Below are 24965 nucleotides of genomic sequence, written 5' to 3'. Positions count from 1 at the left end.
TTATATTACCACAATAATTTTTATCGATAAAGAAAACTATCGTTAAAATATTTTCGTACAATAATAAGTTCCTAATTATCATGAGTTTTAGACAGCTTTTCCCGCCAAATATTTTTTCAGGATATTATACCAAAAATTCCCGCCGATTTTCAAGACCTTTCAACAGCATGTTTGTGTTATAATCAGAAAGATTTTCGAAAAACCATTTAAGTTGAGGGGATAATTGTGAGAGATATGAATAAATTCAATTCAGTGTTTACAAAAGAAGAAGCGCTAGCAGAGGCCTCACGTTGTCTTCAATGCAAAAATCCCGGGTGCAGAAAAGGATGTCCGGTTAATAATGCTATTCCTCAATTTATTAGAGCAGTGAGAGAAGATAATTATAGTCAAGGCCTGGAAGCAATTTATCGTCACAGCTATTTACCCGCGGTTTGTGGACGTGTCTGCCCCCAAGAGAAGCAGTGTGAAGCAGGTTGTATCTTGGCACGAAAAGGGAAGGCCGTTCGCATCGGCAAATTAGAACAATATATTGCCGATCAGGGAAAGGAAATCGAATTTCAAAAAATAATTCCCACGATGGGACCTGTTGCCGTCATTGGCTCAGGCCCAGCGGGATTAGCGGCTTCTGTTCAACTCTCCCAACTAGGGTATGCCGTTACTTTATTTGAAGGGGAAGCCGAACCGGGTGGTGTACTCCTTCATGGAATACCTGAATATCGTTTGCCCAAGGAAGTTGTGAGAAGGGAAATTCAGAAGATCAAAAACATGGGGGTTGAATTCAAGCTAAACACTTTAATTGGGGCCGATATTCTTTTGGATGACCTTTTTACCCAAGGATATCAAGCAGTATTAATTGGCACAGGTGCCGGATTACCTCAAAAATTAAACATTCCCGGAGAAGAACTGCAAGGTGTATTCTCCGCGATTTTCCTTCTCCAAACCACGAACCTCTATAACTTAGGTCAATTGCCCAAGCTGGAATTGCCTATCGAGCCAGGAGATAAAGTAATTGTTATCGGGGCAGGTAATGTGGCGATGGATGCAGCCCGTTCTTCAAGTCGCTTAGGCGCTGAGGTCACAATTCTGGCCCGTCGCGGTCTGAACCAAATGGCAGCCCGGGATATCGAGCGGGATGAAGCTATTGCCGATGGAGTGATAATTCGGCCCTTTACAGCTCCCCTTGAAATCTTAGGGGATACCGCCGTGAAAGGGATTAAATGTGCACCTACTGAGGTTTCCGAAGAAGGACGGGTTATTGTCAAGGCTGAAGAGAGCTTTGTTTTACCTGTAGACAAAGTGATTTATGCTATAGGACAGAGACCCTTCGCACGGATTGTCTCGACCTCTGAAGGTTTTCAAGTAGATAGACAAGGGTTGCTCATCTGTGATGAACATGGTATGACGACGAGAGAAGGGGTTTTTGCCGCTGGTGATGTTGTTCATGGTCCGGAAACCGTAGTCAAAGCGATGGGCGAAGGTCGACGAATCGCCATCGAAATGCATGCTTATCTATTAAGAAGAAACAAGGCTTAGTAACACAATTGAATAAAAGCTCCGAGCCTTAGGCCAAAATTAGAATGGGCTAAGGCTTTTTCTGACTAGTCAAAAAGGGATCTGCCGTCTTTTGTCGAAAATACTAACAAAGTTTTGGTAGCGGTGGGTAGTTATCATGATAGAATCTGGACAATATATCCACTTTACGACAAACTCCTTTCTTTATCAAGATTCATATTAGATAAGAAATAAGAAGTATAAATCTAGACAAGGGTGATTGTAAATGAATGAAGCACTTTTCGACCATGTTGCCGAACATTATGATTCATGGTATGACACTGAGCTTGGTGCAGTATCCGATCAAGTTGAACGTAATTTAGCCCAGTCCATGTTTAGGGCACCAGGGCCCAAGGTTCTGGAGATCGGATGCGGTACCGGACAATATACGAGCTGGCTTGTGCAGGAGGGTTTTGAAGTCACTGCCGTGGATATTTCCAGTGAAATGATGACTCTGGCTAAGAAGAAAATTGCTACTATTGAGGAGAAATCCTCAATAGTACAACCTGTTCACTGGTGGCAGGCAGATATTAGAGAAATTCTTGATCAGCTTGAAACTTACGATGGAATTTTTTCCATGACCGCTTTTGAATTTGTTCCAGAACCGGAAAAAGTCTTAAAAAAACTGTTTAGCCGTTTAAAGCCTGGGGGCTGCATGATGATCGGCGTCATCGCCGGTAACAGTGCCTGGAGTGAATACTATGCAGAGGCGGCACGCAAAAAACCCACCTCTGTCTTCGCCCGTGCCGCACTCTATACCAAAGAGGAAATATCCTCCTGGCAAATCGGTGCGCCGGTGGAAATCGGCGAATGTCTTTTCTTCCCACCCCAGATTCAAAATACGGATGAAGCACTCGCCTGGGAAGCGCAACGGGAAGGAAATCCAGGTTTTGTAATAGCAAAGTGGGTCAAGGAAAAATAACGTTATGGAAAAGTCAAAGCTTATTCAATTAATCGAGAATAATCCAACTGCTATCGCCCATCTAAAAGATCCCACAGATGAAATGAAATTATTAGCTGTCCAAAAGAATGGTCTTACCTTAGAATATATCGATAATCCAACCCGTGAGATGCAAGAATTAGCTTTGAAAAATAATCCAAGAGCCATTCAGTTTATTAATAACCCCACGGTGGAGATGATGATAAAAGCTATCGCGGACGGATGGGTTAACTTAAAGTATATTGGAAATCCTCAGGATGAATTAATCAAATTAGCCCTAAATCAAGCCGGCTGGGCCATCCAATATGTTAATAATCCCAGTGTGGAACTGCAATTATTAGCTGTCAGAAAAAATTATGATGCAATTAAATATATTAAAGAACCTCATGAAAGTGTCCAAGAAGAAGCGGTAAAAATCAATTACGAGGCACTAAGGTTTATCAATTCTCCTACACCAAAGGTGGAACTTATAGCGATTAAAGATAATGAGAGAGCTATTACCTTTATCAATGATTTAAATAAAAATAAAATTCTAGAATTTTTAAAAGTAAATATTTTAGTCATTAAGTACGTTTTAAACGAAATTTCTAAGGAAGAATTAGAGGATGTTTTGAAGGAAGGACTATCTAGTAAAGATGTTAACGAAAAATATGTTAGGGATTATATAAATTGTAGTACGCTAGAAAAAAATTACGGCATAATGCCCTTGGATAAAATCATGTTTATTTATCGATATGGAAGTAAAAAAGCCAAAAAAATAACTGTAGATGAAAAGCTGAAGTTGCTATAGGAGAGAAAGGTAATGAATTTTGTAGATACATTTAAAAGTGTTGACTTAGTATTATCCACCGGCGAGGTCCCTCTAATTGTTGGTGAAAGCGGAATCGGCAAAACAGCCTTGGCCAAAGAGCTTGCTCAAAAGAATAAGTGGAGCTTAGTTGTTATCAATGGAAATCTCCTTAAAGAAGGAGAAATCGGCGGTCTGCCGACTATTGAAAATAAAACCACAGTATACGCCGTTCATCATAAACTAAGAGAAATCGATGAAGAAATAGCTAAAGGAAAAACAGTGCTCTTGTTTATCGATGAGATCAACCGTTGTGAACATACGGTACAACAGGAACTTATGAATTTGATCTTAAATCGGGAAATTAACGGCTACAAAGTCCACGAAAATGTCAGAATTCTAGCTGCTATGAATCCTTCCAGCAAATATGGCTCAGAATTCGATTACCAGGTTGTCGATATGGACGCAGCCCAAGAAAATAGATTTGTCTGGTTATTTATGGAGCCTGATGCTAACCAGTGGCTAGACTGGTCAATAGAGGCCGGACTTGAGCAAAAAGTCATTGAGTTTATCTCCACCTTCCCCGAATATTTGCACAAGATCAATGAAGACGATCTTAGAGCAACCCCGAGAAGCTATGAGCGAATTTCCAGTAGTTATAAAATCTACAAAGAACAAAAAGATACCATTCCAAGAGCCGTGTTTCTGAATGTTGTCAAGGGAAATGTAGGAAGAGTAATCGCCGAAGAGTTTGTTAATTTTGTTGAATCTGATTATAGTCCACTTCTTGCTTATGAAGATGTTTTTTCAGGAGATATTTTGCCTGAATCTGTGTCGGAAAGAATAAAAAAAGAAAGCCATACCAGGCTCTATCTCTCCGCCAAGAATATTCTTAAACGATTAGAAGCAAATATCAAAAACAATAGCCAAGAGTCAAATTTTTATGCCAACAGACTGGTTGCATTTCTAAATTTATATCCTGTCGACTTAAAGATCGGCATTATGAAGGATATTAGAAATAGCTACCCCCTGGTATATGAACTTGTACTAGAAAATGAAGCTTTTATTGAGTCATATTTTGAAACTTATACCGCAATAAGGTGAGACTATGGAATTATTTGAAACCCAAGTAAAAGCACTTTACGAAAAAGCCTATCAACTGGTTTTAAAAGCGGATCATAATCATTCCGAAATAAATATTTCTCCAGATTTTCAAGCAGAATTCTTTAGTCTTGTCGATAAAGCGGTTCTATCGCTTATGGAAGACAAAGATAACTTTTATGGATACTTTTTGTTTCAAATGTCCAAAAGAATACGCTTCGATATCAGCAGCCCTACCGCTGTGAATTTTGAAGGCGCTAAATATGTTCTTTCTTTCAATCCCATTATATTTCTGAACCTTAGCCTAAAACAAATGGCAAGTATGATCAAACACGAAATACTCCATATCTTATCGATGCATTTAATAAGGGCCAAGGAATTGAAGAATAGCTATAGCACCTTAGCCATTAATATGGCCATGGATATAGTAGTCAATAAATATTTAGATCATCTTCCCCCCTATGCTACCACTCTGGAATGGGTAAATTTATATTATACTTTAGAACTCTTGCCCTTTCAGCCTTTTGAATACTATGTGGAAAAGCTTCAAACGGCTCTGGACTTACGGGATGCCGAAGAGGAAACTGAGGAAGAGGACAAAGATGAGACGGATGAAAATGCTGATGAGTTTGATGATCGCAATCTAGATCAAGTTATAGCAAAAGATTATGACCCGAAGCAAACTCACCAAATATGGCAAGAATCCAGTGATATTGATAAAAAAACACTTCAAGAATTTACGGAAAAGTTTATTGCTAATGCTCTGAAAGGGAGCATCCCTGACTATTTAGGAAATATGATCTCATCACTGAAAAATAGCAACCGTGAATTGCCTTGGCATCTATATCTTAAGCGGTTGATGGGAACCGTGGAAAGCAATAAAAAGAAAACCATTACCAGAAAAAATAGAAGACAGCCCGATCGACTGGATTTAAGGGGTGAACTGAGAAGCCATAAAGCAAAAATCCTTGTCGCCCTAGATATCAGCGGCAGCATTAGTGAGGAAGAATTCAATCAAGCCCTTAAGGAAGTGCTTGATATTGTTAAGAATTACAATCAGGAAATTACGATTATCGAATGTGATAATGAAATCAGGCGTGTCTACAAAGTCAAGTCCGTAAAGGATATCAAAGAAAGAAGCAAAATCAGAGGGGGCACTCAATTTACCCCTGTTTTCGAATACGCTAATCAACAAAAGATAAACTTGTTAATCTACTTTACTGACGGCAAAGGTGAAGAAAAGCTTCTCACCATACCTCGGGGGTATAAAACCTTATGGGTTATTTCCGGGCGGGGAAAAGAGCTTTCCTTAAAAGAACCTTACGGAACCGTAAAAAGGCTTAAAGATATTGCCCTAAAAGATGACTCCTTATCCATAAGTGACCTTAAAAGGGATGGCTACTCCATGAATGACCAAGAAAGCATGCATATTTAGCTTAACTTAAGCTTCTTCTATAGATATTATAGATATCGTCGTCGGTTACTTCCTCCGGATGATTAGCCAATTTTCCTTTATTCTCCATCATACTTGAGGTGTATGCGCGTATTTCGTCATCAGTTACAGTGATATCGGCCTTCGTCAGCTTTTTTAAGACATTTTCAAGGGTGCTATAGTCTTTTATCCCTAAGAGGCTTGGCAAACGGTCGACCTTTTCTCTGTTTGTAAAGACTTTAAGATATTCCACGTACAATACACAGTTAGCTAAACCATGGGGCACACCCTTATTATAGGTTAGAGCATAACCCATGCCATGGGGCAAGGATGTGCTGGTTTGAGCGATCAAGATACCTCCCAGGGTCGAGGCAATCATAAGTTTTTCTCTCTCTTTTAGGTCAAAGCTCCCGGCAAGCAACCCTTCGATACATTGACCCCAGATTTTCATCCCTGCTTCAGCGATTGCATCGGATAAAAGACCGGCATTTCGGTTAAGGTAACCTTCTACCAAATGAGATAAGGCATCCAAGGCCGTATTGACAGTAATATCCAAGGGTAACTCCAAAGTATATCTGGGGTCAAGGAAGGCAAGGGTTGGAAAGACAATTTGCCCGTAATTCTTTTTGGTTTTTTCTTGGTGGATGGTCACGATGGCGTATTGAGTCACCTCAGTTCCTGTCCCCGATGTGGTTGGCACAGCTACGATAGGAATGGATTGAAGTCCATTTTGACCAAAAACTTCTGTCCCTGTTAACTCCGGATTATGGATTAGAATACCGATAAATTTAGCAGAATCAATAGGTGACCCTCCACCGATACCTACTAAGAAGTCTACCTTTTCTTGTTTACCTAACTCCCCTGCTCTTTCGATAGTTTCAAGGGATGGGTTTTCTTCAACTTCATCAAAAATTACATAGTCAATAGAAGCTTTTTTAAGAGCTTCTTCCATATCCCTTAGTGAGCCGTTGCGCTTCGATGACCAGCGACCTGTAACGATCATAGCCTTTTGCCCGAGCGCTTTTAAGGTTTCATAATTTTCTACAACAACATTTTCACCTGAGTAAATCTTAGTTGGCATAAAAAACATGTTCATAAGTTCATCCTCTTTCCTGCGACTTTTACACTCTCTATAGTACCAAAAGAATTGCGAATTGTGAAATCCAAGGAAGATTAAAACAAAAAAACCCGCAAAACCGTTTTAACACAGATTTGCAGGTTTAACTGACATATATGGTCGGAGCGACACGATTTGAACGTGCGACCTCTACCACCCCAAGGTAGCGCTCTACCAAGCTGAGCCACGCCCCGATTAGTTATCCCCAATTCAAGGGACTTATATAAAATAACATAACTTTACGGAAAATGCAAGAGTAAAATTAATTATGCCCGACTACTTCTATCTTCCTTACCCCCAGGATCTCCCCTAAGGCGGTCAGTAGGTTTTCCGGTGTATCAACCATCCCGGTATTCTCTACGGAGATAGTGACATTGGCAATTCCTTGCAAGGGTATGCCTTGATTAATAGTAAGCACATTAGCCCGAAAGCCGGCGATCTTATTTAGAACATTGGATAAAACTCCGGCAGTGTTTTCTAAAGTTAATGAAAAAGTGATGATCTTTTCCCGACTGGCTTCGTAAAAAGGAAAAACTCCGTCCTTATATTTATAGAAGGCACTTCGGCTAAGCTGAACTCGATCCACTGCCTCATTAATTGTAGTAACATCACCCTTGGCCAAAAGTTCCTTGGCTTGGGCTGTTTTGAGGATCGCTTCCGGGAGTATGTCCTTGCTTACGATTAAAAAATCTTTATTACCAGCCATTTTTCTCCGCTCCTTGCTAATGATACAGGAAACCATCCTCCTGTCTCATACAGGAATTCTATTAGGAATATTATAAGCAAATGTCCGCCGTGTGGCAACATGTGTTATTTAGAAAAGATTCTTTACAATGTTCAGTGAAAATAACTATTAAAAAAGGGCTCCCGTAGGAACCCTCGTTTTTAGATGATGATGCAGATTAGGCCGCCATTGCCGTCATTGACGATACGCTGCAAAGTATCTTGAAGTTTATGTTGAGCATTTTCCGGCATCCGGTAGAGCTTGGTTTGAACACCTTCCCGAACTAGGTCGTGAAGAGATTTGCCAAAGATATTAGATTCCCATACCTTTTTGGGATCAGATTCGAATTCATCAAGGATGTAGCGGACGAGATCCTCCGCTTGCTTTTCTGTTCCAATCAAAGGTGTGATTTCCGTGGTAACATCGGCCCGTAGTATGTGCAAGGACGGAGCACTAGCTTTTAGTTTGATTCCGTAATGGCCGCCGGATTTAACCAGTTCCGGCTCTTCTAAGTACATTTCATCAAGATGGGGGGTGACCACACCATAACCGTTGACACGAACCTCTTCAATAGCCGGTGCAAGTTTATCCCATTCTCTCTTGGCTTTGCTGTAGTCGAGGACTAATCTCATTAGAGTATGCTCACCTTCTACATTTACGCCGGTCATTTCCTCAAGGACTTTCTTGAAGAGTCCATCGATAGCTGTCATTTCGATTTCGGCGATACCTGTGCCCAAATTCATCTGCTTAAGCAGAACATCCTGGGCATTAGGGCATTCTCCTAGTTTATCCAATGCCATATCGATATCCCGAATACGGCTGATTCCTTCGATGGATTGACGAACGGACTCTTCGAAGCTGGCCCGGACGGGGTGACTGGAGTCAAGCTCTTCAACCCACTTAGGAATTTCAATATTTACTTCGGCAACCGGAAATTCATAAAGGACTTCTTCGAGGATTTGGGTAATATCTTCCGGAGTCATGTCTAAACAATTTACGGGAATTACCGGTACATTGTATTTTTCTTCCAGTGAGCTGGTTAATTCCATAATTGCTTCCGCATAAGGCCGGGTGGTATTCATAACTACCACATAAGGCTTTCCTAATTCCCTTAGCTCCTCAATAACCCTCTCTTCTGCCTCCAAGTATGCCTCTCTGGGGATGTCCGTTATGGAGCCGTCTGTGGTGATCACGATGCCGATCGTCGAATGGTCGGTGATTACTTTGCGTGTGCCAATCTCAGCTGCTTCTTGGAACGGGATTGGTTCATCACTCCAGGAAGTCCGGACAAGACGGGGCTCTTCCCCATCTTCTGATTCATACCCAATAGCCCCTTCCACTGCATAGCCAACACAATCGACCAAACGAACATTCATTTGAATGCTGTCTTTAACGAGGATTTCCACTGCATCAGATGGAATAAACTTGGGCTCCGTAGTAGTAATTTGTCTTCCTGAACCACTTTGAGGAAGTTCATCGTTCGCCCGCTCCCGCTCAAACACATCTGTGATATTGGGCAGGACGAGGAGGTCCATGAAGCGTTTGATAAAGGTGGACTTCCCTGTACGGACTGGTCCAACGATTCCGAGATAGATATCGCCCCCAGTACGCTCCGCGATATCCTTAAAAATGTCCACTTTTTCCACAAATATTCCCTCCCTTTTTAGGTGCTGTCCCAAAACCGGGGAAGGGCCCCCACCTTATCCCCCCACCTCCCTAACACAAGATGATGGAAACCGGATAACTGGACTAGCACGTTACGCAGTATAAGTATATTGACCGGCTTGGGCAATTATGCCATTTTTCCTTTTTGCCCCTAGAAATTTATTTCCCCTGTTCAGGTCCTTTCATCTCTAATACCCAATCCTTTATCATTGCTATGTCAGGTTCAAGCAATTTATTCCATTCCCGATAAACAAAACTAGGGCTGGCGCCAAATATTATAATTCAGCACCAACCCTAATTGCGTTAGACTATCTACCAATATAGGCTTTTTTACTTTTCCCTACCATTGCTAACATTGCAGAATAGAACCATATTAGATGTCTATTGGAAACCCTATGAAGCCCCTTTTGCCATCGCAATCACCGCAACTTCCTCGATCTCATGCTTTTTCCCCCTCATCATCAAGGTAGTAACAGCAATTTTCGGATCTAAACCCTCAAACAAAACTTGGTAAGCCTGCTCGGTGATAGGCATGGAAATGCCAAGTTCTTGACTGAGCTCATGGGCAATTTTCGTTATCCTGACCCCTTCGACCACCATCCCCACTTCTTGCAGAACTTGCTCTAAGGGCTTTCCTTGACCTAAGGCAACCCCTGCCCGACGGTTCCGGCTATGCTGACTCGTACAGGTTACGATTAAGTCCCCTACCCCGGCCAAACCGGCAAAGGTCAAGGGATTGCCCCCCAAAGCCGCACCCAATCGAGTAATTTCCGCAATACCGCGGGTCATAAGGGCGGCTTTAGTATTATCACCAAAACCCAAACCATCGGCAAGGCCGGTACATAAAGCAATAATATTCTTAAAGGCTCCCCCCAGCTCCACTCCAATGGTATCCGGATTGGTATAGACACGAAACTTAGGCGTCATCATGAGATCCTGGACAAATTCCGCAATTTGAATATCCTGGGAAGCGACAACAACAGTAGTAGGCATATCTCTGCCTACTTCCTCGGCATGACTGGGTCCGGACAAGACCGCGATGGAGTTATCGGGAAGTTCTTCCGCCAGAACCTGGGAGAGTCGTTTATGGCTACCCTCCTCCAAGCCTTTGGCCGTGTTCACGATGACAGTATCTTTCTTAAGATAGGCTTTGATCTTTTGCGCTGTCTCCCGGACACTATGGGAAGGTACACTAAGGACGACCATTTCGGAATCCTCAAGGTTCTGATGATCCACAGTGGGTTTAATGGTTTGGGGCAGCACCACTCCCGGCAAATAACGAAGATTCTCACGCCGCTGATCCATCAAACTCATCTCGCTGGAATTGCGACCAAGCAATGCCACCTCATGACCGGCCTTACCCATCGAAACCGCTAGAGCAGTTCCCCAACTTCCAGCACCATAAACAGTTATCTTAGCCAACATAATCCCCCTCTCTGGCGTCAATTAATTTGCATCTATTAAAGAACTTACAGTATAAAATCTAAGCCGAAAAAGACCTTCACTCCGCTCAGGATGACAAGTCGTTTTGATTTTTATCATACTGAGCGATTTAGCGAAGTATCTGGACCAAATAAATGGGCGATAATCTTTTTAATCGGGCGGAGCAGAGCCCCGCCCCTACTTCTTAAAATTTAACCGATTTTCAGTTCCATTAAGGACTCTTTGCATATTAGTCCGGTGACGAAGGATCACGACACAGACAGCTACCACTCCAAAAACCTTATACGCCAGAGGCTCATTAAAGACAAAAACTAAGATGCCAACGGCTAAGGCTCCCACCACCGAACCCATCGAAACATAGCGAGTGAAAAACACCACCAAGATAAACAAAGAAATAGCAATAAGTGATTCTATCGGCATGAGGACTATAATTATACCAAAACCAGAGGCTACCCCCTTGCCACTGGGTTTAAACCCAAAGAAAGGGTTCCAACTATGTCCGGCCATTGCCAACAAACCTGCTGCGATTCCTCCCCAAGGACCAAAAAACAGCTCCCCCAGAAAGGCTGCCAAAGCACCCTTGAAAGCGTCTCCCAAGAGAACGAGAACACCCATCTTCGGCCCCAGCAAGCGGAAGGCATTGGTGGTACCCATATTGCCGCTGCCGTGTTTTCGAACATCTATCCCCTTATAACTGCCTGCCAGATAGGCAAAAGGAATAGCCCCCAGCAAATAAGCGATCATGAATATGGCATACTCCCACATTCTTATTCCCTCTCTTCATCCTTTTGTCTTACAATCATCCGAATTGGCGAACCTTCATAGCCGAAGCTGGCCCGCAATTGATTCTCCAGGTACCGACGATAGGAAAAATGCATCAGCTCATGGTCATTAACAAAAAAGACAAAGGTTGGGGGTTTCACTCCCGCTTGAGTTGCATAAAGAATCTTTAAACGCCGCCCCTTATCTGTAGGCGGTGGATTAAGATGAATCCATTCCCGCACCAAAGTATTTAAGGTTGCCGTAGCTACCCGCGTAGAATTTTGTTCAGCCACAAAATCAACCAAATCCAGAAGCTTAGTGACCCGCTGCCCCGTTTTAGCCGAAATGAAGAGAGTCGGCGCATACTGCATAAAGCCCAGTTCTTCTCGAATGTCCTTCTCGAAGCGATTCATGGTCTTTTCGTCTTTTTCGACTAAGTCCCATTTATTGACTACCAGCACAATCCCTTTTCCTGCTTCATGGGCATAGCCGGCAATCTTTTTATCCTGTTCCGTCACTCCTTCAACAGCATCAATGAGCATCAGGATCACATCGGAGCGATCCACTGCCCGTAACGAACGAGAAACACTGTATTGCTCTGTTAATTCCTCAATCCGTCCTTTTCTTCTCATCCCTGCAGTATCGATGATTACGTAGTGCTTACCATCATGCTCAAAAGCCGAGTCAATGGCATCCCGAGTGGTTCCCGGAATATTGCTGACAATCACCCGTTCTTCACCGAGCAAAGTGTTGACTAGGGAGGATTTGCCCACGTTGGGACGACCAATCACGGCGATACGAATAGTATCGGGGTCCAGTTCCTCCTCAATATTTTCTGGAAAATAGGAAATAACTTCATCTAGCAAGTCACCGATATTCATACCGTGAACAGCGGAAATAGGGATCGGTTCTCCCAGTCCTAAGTTATAGAATTCATATAAATCTGCTTTGGCAAAATCCTCTACTTTATTGGCCGCTAAGATCACCGGTTTGCCGGAACGTCTCAGAGTCTGAGCAATCATATCATCATCGGGAGTCGGCGAAATCTGGGCATCGATGACAAAAACGATAACATCTGCTTCTTCGATGGCAATTTCCGCCTGGCGGCGCATCTGGGCAGCAATGGGGGTATTTTCATTAACGAATTCAATTCCCCCGGTATCGATAATCGTGAACTTACGGCCCAGCCATTCGGAATCCCGATACAAGCGATCTCTGGTGACCCCAGGCCGATTCTCGACAATGGCCACCAGCCCTCCTGCCAAGCGATTAAACAAGGTGGACTTCCCCACATTTGGCCTTCCCACTATTGCAACTACAGGCTTACTCAAAATCTTCACCCTCCAAATCCGATCCGGTTACTGCCGCCAATAAATCTCCACCGTGATTCTCAACCACGATGGGTTTACCCTGAATTTGGGCAGCTAACCATTCCACACTGAGATCATCCAAGAAAATATCTTCATCTGCTTTTAGCATTACCCGTGGAACCAGAAAAATTTCTCCATTAATATTACCTATTGATTTAGCAATATCCTTCGCCGTCAATAAACCGGCCACTGTCACCGTGGGACCAAAAAATTCATTTGCAACCGTATGTAAAGTGATGGTCAAACCCTGAATGTTGGCCAATCTTTCTATCAACTTTCTGAAAAAAGGAGTAGCGGAAACTCCGGTGATCAGATGAATTTTCCGCTCAGGAATAGAACGAGGAGCACGCTCCAGATAATACTCAAATTCATGGCGGAATTTGCTGGCCATCCCAACCCCGTTTTCCAGTTGGGCAAAATCATCATAGGTTTCAACCGGCGGGAAATTCCACTCTGCTAAGGCATAGAACTCATCAGAGAAATAGACAAGATTACGACCGGTTTGCTGGTGATACTCTCTTTGCCAAGCTTCACCCTTTGCTAGGATTGTTTGGGCTTCCTCCGCAGTAAACGGGCGTAACTCCGTCAGCCTTTCCCGATATTTCGTCAACCCCACCGGAACTACCGCAATGGATTGGACCGCCGGATGGAGCTTGGCTAATTCTGAGACAGTTTCTTCAAGGATTTCACCATCATTATAACCCGGTACCACAACAATTTGGGAGTGAATCTGGATCCCGGCTTCGGCTAATTTTCTCAACTGTACAGATAAATTACCGGCTTGAGGATTTTTCATCAAGCGAATCCGAGCCTCGGCATCCCAAGCATGAACGGATATGTATAAGGGGCTCAAGTGGAATCTCAGAATTCTCTCGAATTCGGCTTCATCCAGGTTGGAGAGTGTCACAAAACTCCCCTGAGTCAAAGAGAGACGGTAATCATCATCCTTATCATAGAGACTACCCCGCATCCCTTTGGGCATTTGGGCCACAAAACAAAAGACACAATTGTTTTTACATAGCTTTAAGCCCTGAGAACTGATGGCCTGAACCTCCAAACCCAGTTCTTCACCATAAGATCTTTCAATCTCCAGCTCCCAAAGTTCCCCATCAGGCTTTTCGATAAGGAGCGTGAACTCATCTTCAGCAGTTAAATACTGAAAATCGATAATATCCTGAATCTCTTTTCCGTCAACCGCAAGGACCCGATCCCCACGTTCTATTTCCATCTCCTCGGCAATACAGCCCATATCTACACTGGCAACGACTAAACCTTTGCTCAAGCTAGTCATCCTTTCTCAATGCCCTTCCCTCTTCCCTTCCCGGTTCTTGCAGAGCAAACTCCGGGTCCAGGTTTAAACTTTTGCGGTCCCGCCAATATTCAAGGAGTTGCTTAAAAGCAGCGATGATTACACAAGAGCCTATGCTGAAATGCCAGAGGAAAGAATTCGGCAAGTTATAGTATTTAACAACTCCATTAAAGAAGAATATCATAAAAAAATTATCTATTAACAGCCCGGCGGCAAGGGCCAGGCTCATCCCCCATAGATTACCGGAGCTGAAAAAAGCAACTGCTACAAAAAGCGCGGCAAACAACCATTGATCGTAAGCGAAGATGCCCGGTTCATTCAAAACAAAAAGATCCCGTACCAATAAACAAATCGCCACCATAAGGAGTGAAAATAGTCGGCGCCCTGAGGGGTTTTTCCGGGCAATCCAGATAAAGACAATTAACACAAAAATCCGCGGAAACTGCCAATTCCAGACTCCGAAAAAAGCAAAATTCTGTTCAAAAATCCAGCCCAATAACCAAGCCACAGGGAGTAGCCTCAAGCTTTTTGCAAAACGAAAAACGGGCCACTCCATCCAGGCCAAAAATCCAAGACTAAAGATTAACCATTCTCCCAAGGGGAAAACCAAGCCTACCGCCTCCTTGAGCCTGACTTTCCCTATTATTCCCGCAAAGTCCCTCCTTCAACCGAAGATATTGATAAGGAAGGTCGCTGGGGTAAGGTTATTTTACTATAGCGGGAAATATTCAAGAGAATGCCGATTTCCACTAAAGTGATGACCAAGGAACTCCCCCCATAAGATATCATGGGCAAGGTAATCCCCGTCACCGGTAACACCCCAGTTACCACACAAAGGTTGATTCCTGTTTGGATAGCCAAGGAAAAGGTTATACCGAAGGACAGTAACCGTCCAAATCGATCGGGACATTTTCTTGAAACATAAAAGCCTCTTCCATAAAAAAATATAAATAACCCGATTAAAGACAGGGTCCCAACTAAGCCCAATTCCTCACCAATCAAAGCAAAGATCATATCCGTATAGGGTTCCGGCAAATGGCCGAATTTTTGCATACTGCGGCCCAGTCCCACTCCGAAAATACCTCCTGAGCCAAAAGCAATTTCCGCATTGGTTATCTGATAACCAAGCTTTGAGGCATATTTCCAAGGATCCAGCCAGACGAGAATCCGGTTCCACTGGTAGGTGGTATTATGAATCAGATAAAGAAGAGGGCCACCTAAGCAGGGAATTGCCAGCAAAAACCAGAAGGCCGACAACTCTGTTAACCAAAAGAAAGCCGCAGCCGTAAATACCAAAACCATAGTTGTTCCCAAATCCGGCTGCTTGTAGACAAGAGCAAACAGGGGGATGAGGATAAATGCCGGTATAGTGAGATCTCTGAAGCGTTTTACAGGATAACGATCAAGATAATTGGCCAAGAAAAGCACCATGGCCAGCTTAGCGATTTCCGAGGGCTGTATATTGACAGGGCCAATATCCAACCAGCGGGAAGCTTCATTGACTTCAACGGCATTATCGGATTTGATCACAAGCAATAGCAGAACCAAGGTGATGGCCATGCCGATACCGGCAAATTTCTTAAGAACCGGATAAGGGATCCTCGTTATGATGAAGGCAATGCTTCCGCCCAACAAAGCCCACTTCCCTTGCTGGAAAGCGTAATGAAAAGAATTCTGGGTGTAATTGTACCCACGTACCGAACCGGCCGTAAGAACCATAACCAAGCCAAAGGCCAGTATAGCCAAGACAGAGATTATTAAGTAAAAATCAACTTCATGCAAAGGCTTCGGTAGTTTACCAAGAAAAGAACGTTTGCGTTTTTTTGGCATACAGACCCCTCACTTTAACTTCCACGAATAATATTCTATGGACAGCAAATGACTTCCTGCATGATTGCAAGAAGTCATCGACACTCTTAATTAGTTTCCGTTTATTCTGATTCCTGTTGAACAATATCACCGATAGTTACTTGGGGTGCCTCCGGCTGACTTGCCAGAAGTTCTGCATCTTCAGTTGCTTGAGCATCGGCAGCTGCTTCACGAATACTCAAGCTAATACGTTTTTCTTCCGGTTTACATTCGATAACCTTAGCCTGAACCATATCGCCGACCTTTACCACATCTTCAACTTTATTGACCCGTTTCTCAGAAAGTTGAGAAATGTGGACTAGGGCATCCACCCCATCTTCTAATTGCACAAAAGCACCAAAGGGAGCGATCCGAACCACTTTCCCGGTAACCAACCTACCTAGGGCATATTTTTCGGCGGCATTTTCCCAAGGACTTGGCTTCAATTGCTTAAGGCCTAAGGAGATTTTCCCCTGTTCTCTGTCCACGTTCAGAATTTGGACTTCCACTTGATCCCCTACATTAACATACTCCGAAGGATGTTTGACCCGGGTATAAGCCATATCGGATACATGGAGAAGTCCATCAATTCCGCCTAGGTCCACGAAAGCCCCAAATTGAGCCAATCGCTTAACGACACCATTAACTACCTCCCCTTCTTGTAGGTTCGCAAGTAGGTGCTCCCGCTTGGCCACTTGTTCTTCTTGTAAAATAACTTTTTGGGAAAGCACAACTCGCCGTTTAGCGGGATCAAATTCAATTACCCGCAAGCGGAGGGTTTGTCCCTTGAATTGATTCAAGTCTTCCACATAGCCCGGCTGAATTTGGGAGGCAGGTACAAATCCCCGCATTCCCACATCAACAATCAGCCCGCCTTTAACCACATCGGCGACTTTACCCTGAATCTCTTCTTTTGAGTTAGCTAACTCCTGAAGACGATCGGCAGCAGCTATTTCATCGGCTCTGCGCTTAGATAGGACAGGGTTTCCTTCTTCATTCTCTACTCGCAGCACTACCGCTTTGATTTCATCACCGATGGAGATAATATCTCTAGGGTCCGCATCGGTTGCTACAGAAAGTTCTTTTAAGTTGACAACACCTTCGGATTTCCACCCTAAGTCCACGAACACTTCATCATGAGTAATTTTTACTACGGTTCCTGTGACCAAAGCTCCACGATGCAAAGTTTGCATCCCTTCCGCCCAATCTTCCATATTCATCATTTCATTAGTTTCATTATTATCCATGTTCGACATCTTCCTATAAACCTCCTCAATAATCCAATCTGGTGTAGAAGCACCCGCTGTCAAGCCGACAGTTTCCGCCCCTTTAAACCAGTCATTTTCCAATTCATCGGCAGTCTCGATGAGATAGGTTCTGGCATGTTCAGAACAAATACCAGCTAGTTTTCTGGTATTGGCACTGTTTTTCCCACCGACAACCACCATGATATCCACTTTACCGGCTAATTCACGGGCTACTGTTTGTCGTTCCTCGGTAGCATTACAAATAGTATTATGTACCTTGAGTTCATTAGTATGCTTTTTCAACTCCCCGACAATTCCGTGAAAATTCGCCGCCGGTTGCGTGGTTTGAGCCAATACAGAAAGCTTCTCAAAGAAGGGGAGCTCCATGGCCTCTTCAAGCTTTTCAATGGCGATAGCATTGCCACCCGCCCAGCCTAAAATCCCTTGCACCTCAGGATGTTCCCGATCCCCCACCACAATGACTTGACTTGTCCGGGAAGATTCAGCTGCTAAGCGCTGAGCCTTCTGAACAAAGGGACAGGTCGCATCCACTACTTGGACTTGGCAGTTTTGGGCTTCCTGATAGATTTCCGGGGGAACACCATGAGAGCGGATAATCAAAGTATCTCCTGCTTGAGTCTCTTTTACATCTCCGACCACACGAACCCCCTGCTTCTCCATCTTCTCCACAACTTGCTTGTTATGAATCAATGGTCCCAAAGACGCCGTAGTTGAGGATTGAGCAGTGCGCTCCGCCATATCCAACGCTCGTTTTACACCAAAGCAAAATCCGGCTTTCTCCGCCCGGACGATTTTCAAATTTGCCCCTCCTTAACCAGCATTAAGCTTAAACTTCGCTATTATTCCCAAAAATCCTTCAATAGTTTTAAATTGCCCTCTCCATGAAAAATAATTCATTATCTAATTACAGGTAAACCCTAAGGCTTTAAATCTTCAATTTCTTGCATAATCTTAGCAGCAGCCCATTCCCGGCGGTCTTTTACTCCTTCAGGAGCTTTTAGTTGCTCAGGGGTTATTGGCGTGCCGATAATTACTTCAATATTACCCCAACCATGAGTCAGTAGCTTTTGGGTTCCGTTAACTCTAACCGGGACTATCGGTGCCTGGCTTTTTTCCATTAATAAAACCATTCCGGGAAAAGCTTTTTGCAGCTCCCCTGATTTGGAACGGGTTCCTTCCGGAAAGAGTCCCAAGACCCTCCCTTCCTTGAGGACCTTCAAGGAATTACGAATAGCGCTGGTATCACCTTGACCTCTCTTCACTGGAAAAGCTTCCAAACTGCGGAGAACTCGTCCAAAAAGAGGGTTCGAAAACAACTCCTCTTTCGCCATAAAAGAAACATTGCGAGGAACACTGCAAGCCGCCACGATGGGGTCCCACATGCTGACATGGTTACTAACCAAGATCACTGGTCCACCCTTCGGAAAATTCTCCCCGCCATAAACTTTCCAACCCATCACTCTGAATTGCAAACGAAACGCACTCTTTAAAAAATGATATAGGCTCATTGTCTATCCTATCTCCTCACATCGTCCATACTCAACTTAATTCTTAATCAAGTCAATAATCCGATCCACAATCTCCTCTATGGATAGACCGGTGGTATCCAGAATAATGGCATCGGCAGCCGGAACCAAGGGCGAGACTTCCCGCTGTTGATCGGTTAGATCGCGAATCGCCATATCTTCTTTAACCTCTTGAAAGGTCAAGTTTTTACCGGATTTTTGCAACTCCAGCCAGCGTCTTTCGGCCCTTTCTTCGGCGGAAGCCGTCAAAAATATCTTTAGATCGGCCTTGGGCAAAACATAGGTCCCGATATCCCGGCCATCCATAACTACGCTTCCCCGCTGTGCCTCCCGCCTTTGGAGGTCTACAAGCCTTTCCCTTACACCGGGGTAGGCAGCAATAATCGAGACATTCCGTGACACTTCAGGACTCCTGATAACCTCGGTGACATCCTGTCCATCGCAAAAAACCCTTCGCGCATCAGAATGGTCAAGGGTAATATCTGTTTGCCAGGCCATATCCGTAATATTCTTTTCCTGATCAATGGGAATATTAATGCTAAGTGCCTTATAAGTTATAGCTCGGTACATAGCACCTGTATCTACGTAGAGAATTCCCAATCTCTTAGCTATCGCTTTGGCAATAGTACTTTTACCGGCTCCGGCCGGACCATCAATAGCAACCTGAAGATTATTTTCCAATAGCAACACCCTCATATCGGTCTGTTCAAAAAGACATTTAATTATACCATAATGTCCCAAACTCTAACAATCTATTATTAATAAATGTCACTGTCCAAAGTACTTTAAAGCCCCTTCAGAAAGGACAACCAAGAGTAAGGCGACAATATTGTTGACAGCATGAAGAGCCACGGATGGCTTAATTGACTTATACCTCATTACCAGATAGGCAAGTATCATCCCTAAAACAAAACGTGGAAAAAATCCGTAAGATTGAAAATGAAGACCGGAAAAGATGGCTGCACTTAGCCCGGCCGCCGTCCATTTACCCATATAGGTCTGCAGACTGCCAAAAATAATTCCGCGAAACACAGTTTCTTCAATAATAGGTGCCAATAACCCAGCTAAGATCAGGTTCAAACAGAAAGTGATGATAGTCGCATTGCCCATTAACTTTGAATAAACATCGGTATCAGGAGGCGTAAAGCCTCTTTCCACCAAAAAAAATACATACATTATATTTATAATCCAAGTAAGAATATAAAGAGTAAGGACACTACCTACGTACCTACTACCAACCTCCGTCCAGCCCAAGTCCCGCCAACTCCATTTGCGTACCTTCATGATAAATAAAATTATCAAGAGAAAGGCCCCTTGGGTCATGAAGCCATTGACATAAAGAAGGATACGTTCATACTCCCACCAAGTGGAGACCCAGGCCATTATAAAGCCTATCCCCAGGTACAAAATAACTATCCCTAAAAGAGCATAAACTAAGTCAATCCAGGTTAGCTTACGTTGTTGAACCTCAGTGATTGTCTCTCCCCCTAATTCTGAGCCCTCACTATTCTGCTCTTGTCTATTACCTTCTTGTATAAACTCTTGTTTCTCGATTAGTCTCACCCCGCTAAAACAATATACTCAATGAGTATAACTCATGTTTATCTAAAAATGAATAAAGTGCAAATACTATCCTTATTGTAAAACAAAGAATTCGGGAGGTCAAAAATGAACATCAGTAATTCTGTCATTGAAGATTCGGCACAGGCTACCACCCTGCAAGTTTTTCACCGGCGTTTAAGGATTCCTCTCCAAAAATATCTGGAGAGCGTAGCGGAATTCACAGACCCTTGGGATGAAAGGGCTTATCAGCATTTCGTTCAAGTATATTTAGATGAGATAAAGGACCTGGGGATCGTGGGAATGGTGCGTCAGGAGCGTGATTCTGAATATGTTTACCTTGATGCTGCCATCCGTTATCCGACCCAGTCATCTTAAAGATTCCGACGTTCTTCTTTCTGGATAACGTTTATAAAAAAGAGGCTAGACTTTACGTCTAGCCAACTAGCAAATCGTATATTATTTTTTAAGCTATTTATCTTTTAAGCTTTGCTTTTTATTAGGAGTCATCGATGAAAGTTTAGCCAATCCACTGGAATCAAGTATTAGCCTTTGATGTTAATACCAACATTAAGCTTATTTAGCCTACTCTTGTTTGTGGCTATAACATAGATAACTAGTGCGTAGAATACCGCCAGTATAATTGAACCTAAGTTAAACGGTCCTTTGGAACCCCAGTAGAGTATAGAGTAGCCTAAGGCACCAGGAATTAATGCATAGTAGAGGAAGAACAGGAAGGTCTTTCTGATGGTATCCCCTTCTCGTCCCAAGAAGCCGACCACCGCTGAAGCAGCGACAACGTTGTGAATACAGATAACGTTACCTGCTGCACCACCAATTGCTTGGAGAGCCACAACCCAAATCGGCCACACGTTTGCCATCGGAGCAAGAGCGGGATTACCATCCACAATCAGCTGTGCAGTCTGGAACTGGAACAAGGAAAAGGTCATATTGCTGACGGTATTGGAACCGGCAACGAAAGCACCTAAGCCACCGATAATCGGAGCAAATAACGGCCATGCTCCACCGGCTAATGAATAAACAGCTTCTGCCATAGCATATGGCATACTGAGGAATCCAGCAGCCCCGCCACCGGAGTTAATTAATACTTGAACCATAGGAACGGTAAAGATCAAGGCTACGCTAGCACCTGCAGTGACTTTACCAGCTTGTGACCAAGCTTTTTTGTAGGAATCCATCTTCATACCATGAACCAAGAAGGTTAGTAAGGAAACAATGATAAAGATAGTACCCGGCGAATAGAGAATTGCCCATTTTTCCGCTAAGCCGCCAATGGGAGGATAGGTGATAATTACATTATTCAGGAAGGCTTTAACCGGCGGTACTAGACGAGTAAAGAGAATTAAGCCGGCAACAAAAACGTAAGGAAGCCATGCCCTAAATGTGGACATACCACCGGGCTTTTCTACATAATGAACATCAACACTACCTGACCAAGATGGATCCCAATCTTTCTTATCAATGAAGTCCCAATTTTCTTTAGGTGTGAGAAATTTGCGCTTGGCTGCAAAGATAACGATAGCCAATCCGATAAGCGCTCCCAGCATGGAGGTTAACTCGTAGTTAACGAAACGATTGATCAGAACGTAAGGAATTGTAAAAGCAAGAGCACTAAACAAAGCGAACGGCCAAATTGCTATACCCTCAGACCAAGACTTGTTTTTACCAAAGAATCTGGTCATGAAAGCTACGACGAAGAGAGGTGTCAGGAAACCGCCGACAAAGTGCAAAAGAGCTACGTTATGAGCAAACAAGGCGATGAATTGATCATAATAAGCAATTTGATTTAGATTGCCCGCAGCATCCACAATGGGAATGCCGATCTGAGCTGCAAATTCATTAACACCTTGGTCAGCCCCGGTTCCTAGTCCGGTACCGACTCCCGTACGCATTGGGGTACCAACTGCTCCGAAGGAAACAGGGGTACTCTGGATCATCATACCTGCGATAACCGCGGCAAAAGCCGGGAAGCCAAGGCCCAACATCAAAGGAACTGCTACAGCTGCAGGAGTACCGAAACCAGAAGCACCTTCAATGAAAGAACCAAATAACCAGGCCACGATGATTACCTGAACACGTCTGTCGGCAGAAACTCCGATAAGGCTTTGACGAATCTGAGCTAATCCTCCCGACTCCATCAGTGTATAGAGAACAAGAACAGAGCCAAAGATAATATAAAGGAGAGTAATCGATACGCCGAGACCTTTGATTGATCCGCCTATGATCTTCATAACGGGTAATTTCCAGGCAAACAATCCAACAAGTACTACAGTAATATATGAAAGGGGCATCGCCTTACTTGCCGGCCATCTTAAGCCAACAAGGAAAATCGCCACAACAATAATTGGCAATAAGGCCAGAAATCCTTGTAATAGAATGCTCATTTATTAACCTCCCCAACGATGATTTTAAAGTACTTAATAAGGTTTAAGAAAACTACAACCATTAAGGATATTATAATAACAGTTCAAGTGGTTCTAGAAAAATGATGACACTATCTACTTATCCGCTCCTTTCTTCCCTAATATTGACTGAATTCTTACTGTCGCATCACCCCCTTTGCAGATAAACAAACTATATTACTATATAATTCTTCTTAATTTGCTTCCATGTAAATTCAGAATCCACCACTTAATATGGGCGGGGGTTACTATGAGTTTCCGTTATCCTATCATTGGATTATCATTTGGCTAGACCATTAAATAGCATTGGAAACCTTCTCATTGAATTCCTAACCTTATAAATATTCAGGTTATCATAGCAATTGAAAATGATAGTAATTATCATTCTTATTCGACTCCTTGCCCAAAATTCCTCCTTCTCAATCAATTTCCAATTGTTCAAATTTTCATAATCGTAGAAATTAAAATGGGACCACTGCAAAACGAACTTTCTCTCGCTATTCGTTTTACAACAGCCCCTTAAAATAAGGTGATAATATTCAGTTTTATCTATTTATTGCATAATTGGGTTTTACTTAGACTACATATGAACTTGCATCCATGGGAAGATATAAGCTTGCGCCCAAACCAATCCGCTAAGCAGGATTGCAAGTGCAAGGCTGTGCCAAATGACCGCACGGAAGATTGGTCCTACAGCAGCCATACCTTCATTATGGTCGTCATAACAAGCAACGGTAGCAACAACAATACTCTGAGCATCGATCATTTTACCCATAACACCACCGGTACTGTTGGCAGTAACGATAAGCACAGGGTTCAAACCAAGCTGCTCAGCGGTAATCTTTTGCAGTCCGCCGAACATGGCGTTGGAGGAAGTATCAGAACCGGTTAAGAACACCCCTAACCATCCCAGCATAGAAGCGAAGAAAGGATAGGCAGATCCGGTTCTTGTGAACGCCAAACCGAGAATGGCATCAGTTCCGGCGTAACGAGTCAGATAACCTAAGCCTAATACGGAGCAGATAACAGTGAGGGGCACAACCATCCGTTTGGCGGTCATGACAAAGGCTTGTTTCCATTGGGGACCACTGAGTCTTAAGACGAAGATACCGGAAATAAAAGCTGCCAGCATAATACCGGTACCGGCCATTGTCAGGATGTTCCAGCTATAGACAGCCGACATTGCGGCATCGCCAGGGCCAACAGGCGGGGTGTGGAACACGAGCTTATCAACATAAGGAACAGCAATTTTGGGGTTAAAGATGCCGTTTAAGAAGCTCTTAACACCGGTCATACCCCACAGGAATACGGCGATGGCGAGGAAAGCCCAAGGCATCCAAGCAGTAACCAATTCCTTCATACTGTACTTAGGCAACTCCAGTTTCTTCTTATTAAGTTGGGTAGCCGCACTGCCTTTGTTTTCATGAGCATCTTCATGACCCATGATATGCTTGGGCTGCCATACTTTTAAGAAGAGTGCAGTTACGACCATACTGACGATACCGGAACCGATATCAACGAGCATAACGTTACCGGCTTGAGACATAGCAAACTGAGTAATAGCAAAGGACAGACCGGATACTAAGGCTGCGGGCCATACTTCCCAGACATCTTTCCAAGATCCTTTATCCATGAACACAAGGGTAGCAACGAGCCAGAAAGGAACGATAACGGAGAAGAAAGGAAGTTGACGACCGGCTTGCATACTAATAAGTTCGGCGGGAATTCCGGAGACCTGACCCAAGGTAAGGATCGGGGTACCGATAGCTCCCCAAGCAACAGGGGCGGTATTAGCGATCAAGCAGATTACAGCAGCTGTCATCGGACGGAAGCCTAAGCCCACCATAATCGCACCGGACACAGCAACCGGAGTACCGAAACCGGAAGCACCTTCAATGAAGGCACCGAAGCTGAAAGCAATCAACAAAGCTTGTAAGCGGCGGTCAGGGGAAAGAGATGCTACAGAGTTCTTTAAAATCTCAAATTTACCAGTGATTAAGGTAGTATTATAAAGGAAAATTGCAGCGAAAATAATCCAGCCAATCGGGAACAATCCACTGGCAGCACCATAGGTGAAAGCTGCGAGAGTGGCGGGTACAGGCATCTTCATAACAAAAATCGCTACGCTGATGGCAACCA

Annotated in this window: 21 protein-coding genes and 1 tRNA gene; 6 read left to right on the top strand and 16 right to left on the bottom strand. The window is 43.6% G+C overall.

Annotation, left to right across the window (positions count from 1 at the left end; genetic code table 11):
- The first annotated feature begins 225 nt into the window (after nucleotides 1-225).
- The 5 genes from AC1U9U_RS06140 to AC1U9U_RS06120 all read left to right on the top strand — a co-directional run bounded on the left by AC1U9U_RS06140 (nucleotide 226) and on the right by AC1U9U_RS06120 (nucleotide 5814).
- Nucleotides 226-1533, top strand: coding sequence for an NAD(P)-dependent oxidoreductase (locus AC1U9U_RS06140; RefSeq protein ID WP_479959671.1), 1308 nt, complete (start codon nucleotides 226-228; stop codon nucleotides 1531-1533).
- A 244-nt stretch (nucleotides 1534-1777) separates the two neighbouring features.
- On the top strand, nucleotides 1778-2473 hold the full coding sequence (locus AC1U9U_RS06135; protein WP_479959670.1) for a class I SAM-dependent methyltransferase: 696 nt from the start codon (nucleotides 1778-1780) through the stop codon (nucleotides 2471-2473).
- Between the two features lie 4 nt (nucleotides 2474-2477).
- The gene (locus AC1U9U_RS06130) at nucleotides 2478-3281 is read left to right on the top strand and encodes a hypothetical protein (RefSeq protein WP_479959669.1); all 804 of its coding nucleotides are present in this window, start codon (nucleotides 2478-2480) and stop codon (nucleotides 3279-3281) included.
- 12 nt (nucleotides 3282-3293) lie between these two features.
- Nucleotides 3294-4382, top strand: a complete 1089-nt coding sequence (locus AC1U9U_RS06125; protein ID WP_479959668.1) for an AAA family ATPase — start codon at nucleotides 3294-3296, stop codon at nucleotides 4380-4382.
- 4 nt (nucleotides 4383-4386) lie between these two features.
- A complete protein-coding gene (locus AC1U9U_RS06120; RefSeq protein WP_479959667.1) occupies nucleotides 4387-5814 on the top strand; it encodes a vWA domain-containing protein in 1428 nt (475 codons plus the stop codon).
- A 1-nt stretch (nucleotide 5815) separates the two neighbouring features.
- Here AC1U9U_RS06120 and AC1U9U_RS06115 read toward each other — a convergent pair whose 3' ends face one another.
- From AC1U9U_RS06115 to AC1U9U_RS06050, 14 genes are all read right to left on the bottom strand, one after another.
- On the bottom strand, nucleotides 5816-6892 hold the full coding sequence (locus AC1U9U_RS06115; RefSeq protein WP_479959666.1) for an iron-containing alcohol dehydrogenase family protein: 1077 nt from the start codon (nucleotides 6890-6892) through the stop codon (nucleotides 5816-5818).
- Between the two features lie 153 nt (nucleotides 6893-7045).
- Nucleotides 7046-7122, bottom strand: a tRNA-Pro gene (locus tag AC1U9U_RS06110).
- A 68-nt stretch (nucleotides 7123-7190) separates the two neighbouring features.
- The gene (locus AC1U9U_RS06105; RefSeq protein ID WP_479959665.1) at nucleotides 7191-7634 is read right to left on the bottom strand and encodes an ACT domain-containing protein; all 444 of its coding nucleotides are present in this window, start codon (nucleotides 7632-7634) and stop codon (nucleotides 7191-7193) included.
- 179 nt (nucleotides 7635-7813) lie between these two features.
- Complete coding sequence (spoIVA, locus tag AC1U9U_RS06100) at nucleotides 7814-9298, bottom strand: stage IV sporulation protein A (protein ID WP_479959664.1); 1485 nt, start codon at nucleotides 9296-9298, stop codon at nucleotides 7814-7816.
- A 412-nt stretch (nucleotides 9299-9710) separates the two neighbouring features.
- Nucleotides 9711-10739: an NAD(P)H-dependent glycerol-3-phosphate dehydrogenase gene (locus tag AC1U9U_RS06095; RefSeq protein WP_479959663.1), complete on the bottom strand. Its 1029-nt coding sequence runs from the start codon at nucleotides 10737-10739 to the stop codon at nucleotides 9711-9713.
- A 198-nt stretch (nucleotides 10740-10937) separates the two neighbouring features.
- Nucleotides 10938-11525 carry a glycerol-3-phosphate 1-O-acyltransferase PlsY gene (gene plsY / locus AC1U9U_RS06090; protein ID WP_479959662.1) on the bottom strand — a complete coding sequence of 196 codons (588 nt, stop codon included), beginning with the start codon at nucleotides 11523-11525 and terminating at the stop codon, nucleotides 10938-10940.
- 2 nt (nucleotides 11526-11527) lie between these two features.
- Nucleotides 11528-12853: a ribosome biogenesis GTPase Der gene (gene der / locus AC1U9U_RS06085; RefSeq protein WP_479959661.1), complete on the bottom strand. Its 1326-nt coding sequence runs from the start codon at nucleotides 12851-12853 to the stop codon at nucleotides 11528-11530.
- Nucleotides 12846-14183: a DUF512 domain-containing protein gene (locus AC1U9U_RS06080; RefSeq protein WP_479959660.1), complete on the bottom strand. Its 1338-nt coding sequence runs from the start codon at nucleotides 14181-14183 to the stop codon at nucleotides 12846-12848. The genes der and AC1U9U_RS06080 overlap by 8 nt, the downstream gene beginning before the upstream one ends.
- The gene (locus AC1U9U_RS06075; RefSeq protein WP_479959659.1) at nucleotides 14176-14811 is read right to left on the bottom strand and encodes a hypothetical protein; all 636 of its coding nucleotides are present in this window, start codon (nucleotides 14809-14811) and stop codon (nucleotides 14176-14178) included. Before AC1U9U_RS06075 ends, AC1U9U_RS06080 begins: the two co-directional genes overlap by 8 nt.
- A gap of 32 nt (nucleotides 14812-14843) precedes the next feature.
- Nucleotides 14844-16031: a putative lipid II flippase FtsW gene (ftsW, locus tag AC1U9U_RS06070; protein ID WP_479959658.1), complete on the bottom strand. Its 1188-nt coding sequence runs from the start codon at nucleotides 16029-16031 to the stop codon at nucleotides 14844-14846.
- Nucleotides 16032-16132: 101 nt separating this feature from the next.
- On the bottom strand, nucleotides 16133-18115 hold the full coding sequence (locus tag AC1U9U_RS06065) for a bifunctional 4-hydroxy-3-methylbut-2-enyl diphosphate reductase/30S ribosomal protein S1 (protein ID WP_479959657.1): 1983 nt from the start codon (nucleotides 18113-18115) through the stop codon (nucleotides 16133-16135).
- A gap of 119 nt (nucleotides 18116-18234) precedes the next feature.
- The gene (locus AC1U9U_RS06060) at nucleotides 18235-18825 is read right to left on the bottom strand and encodes a lysophospholipid acyltransferase family protein (protein ID WP_479959656.1); all 591 of its coding nucleotides are present in this window, start codon (nucleotides 18823-18825) and stop codon (nucleotides 18235-18237) included.
- Between the two features lie 36 nt (nucleotides 18826-18861).
- Nucleotides 18862-19524 (bottom strand): (d)CMP kinase, encoded by a 663-nt coding sequence (cmk, locus tag AC1U9U_RS06055; RefSeq protein WP_479959655.1) that lies wholly within the window; start codon nucleotides 19522-19524, stop codon nucleotides 18862-18864.
- Between the two features lie 87 nt (nucleotides 19525-19611).
- Nucleotides 19612-20319, bottom strand: a complete 708-nt coding sequence (locus tag AC1U9U_RS06050) for a CPBP family intramembrane glutamic endopeptidase (protein WP_479959677.1) — start codon at nucleotides 20317-20319, stop codon at nucleotides 19612-19614.
- A gap of 192 nt (nucleotides 20320-20511) precedes the next feature.
- On the opposite strand from AC1U9U_RS06050, the gene AC1U9U_RS06045 reads away from it, so the two are divergent.
- A complete protein-coding gene (locus AC1U9U_RS06045; protein WP_479959654.1) occupies nucleotides 20512-20781 on the top strand; it encodes a hypothetical protein in 270 nt (89 codons plus the stop codon).
- Between the two features lie 167 nt (nucleotides 20782-20948).
- Here AC1U9U_RS06045 and AC1U9U_RS06040 read toward each other — a convergent pair whose 3' ends face one another.
- A complete protein-coding gene (locus tag AC1U9U_RS06040) occupies nucleotides 20949-22808 on the bottom strand; it encodes an L-lactate permease (RefSeq protein ID WP_479959653.1) in 1860 nt (619 codons plus the stop codon).
- A gap of 598 nt (nucleotides 22809-23406) precedes the next feature.
- A partial coding sequence (locus AC1U9U_RS06035) for an L-lactate permease (RefSeq protein WP_479959652.1) occupies nucleotides 23407-24965 on the bottom strand: 1559 nt, incomplete at its 5' end.

The sequence above is a fragment of the Desulfitobacterium sp. genome (assembly GCF_982384815.1).
The sequence above is the reverse complement of the archived record's forward strand: the minus strand, read 5'-3'. Positions and strand labels throughout refer to the sequence as shown.

What these genes read in the sequence shown, in the direction of transcription:
- AC1U9U_RS06135 (WP_479959670.1), top strand. Translation starts at nt 1,778, where the DNA reads ATGAATGAAGCACTTTTCGACCATGTTGCCGAACATTATGATTCATGG.
- AC1U9U_RS06130 (WP_479959669.1), top strand. Translation starts at nt 2,478, where the DNA reads ATGGAAAAGTCAAAGCTTATTCAATTAATCGAGAATAATCCAACTGCT.
- AC1U9U_RS06125 (WP_479959668.1), top strand. Translation starts at nt 3,294, where the DNA reads ATGAATTTTGTAGATACATTTAAAAGTGTTGACTTAGTATTATCCACC.
- AC1U9U_RS06120 (WP_479959667.1), top strand. Translation starts at nt 4,387, where the DNA reads ATGGAATTATTTGAAACCCAAGTAAAAGCACTTTACGAAAAAGCCTAT.
- AC1U9U_RS06115 (WP_479959666.1), bottom strand. Translation starts at nt 6,892, where the DNA reads ATGCCAACTAAGATTTACTCAGGTGAAAATGTTGTTGTAGAAAATTAT.
- AC1U9U_RS06105 (WP_479959665.1), bottom strand. Translation starts at nt 7,634, where the DNA reads ATGGCTGGTAATAAAGATTTTTTAATCGTAAGCAAGGACATACTCCCG.
- plsY (WP_479959662.1), bottom strand. Translation starts at nt 11,525, where the DNA reads ATGTGGGAGTATGCCATATTCATGATCGCTTATTTGCTGGGGGCTATT.
- AC1U9U_RS06080 (WP_479959660.1), bottom strand. Translation starts at nt 14,183, where the DNA reads ATGACTAGCTTGAGCAAAGGTTTAGTCGTTGCCAGTGTAGATATGGGC.
- ftsW (WP_479959658.1), bottom strand. Translation starts at nt 16,031, where the DNA reads ATGCCAAAAAAACGCAAACGTTCTTTTCTTGGTAAACTACCGAAGCCT.
- AC1U9U_RS06060 (WP_479959656.1), bottom strand. Translation starts at nt 18,825, where the DNA reads ATGAGCCTATATCATTTTTTAAAGAGTGCGTTTCGTTTGCAATTCAGA.
- AC1U9U_RS06045 (WP_479959654.1), top strand. Translation starts at nt 20,512, where the DNA reads ATGAACATCAGTAATTCTGTCATTGAAGATTCGGCACAGGCTACCACC.
- AC1U9U_RS06040 (WP_479959653.1), bottom strand. Translation starts at nt 22,808, where the DNA reads ATGAGCATTCTATTACAAGGATTTCTGGCCTTATTGCCAATTATTGTT.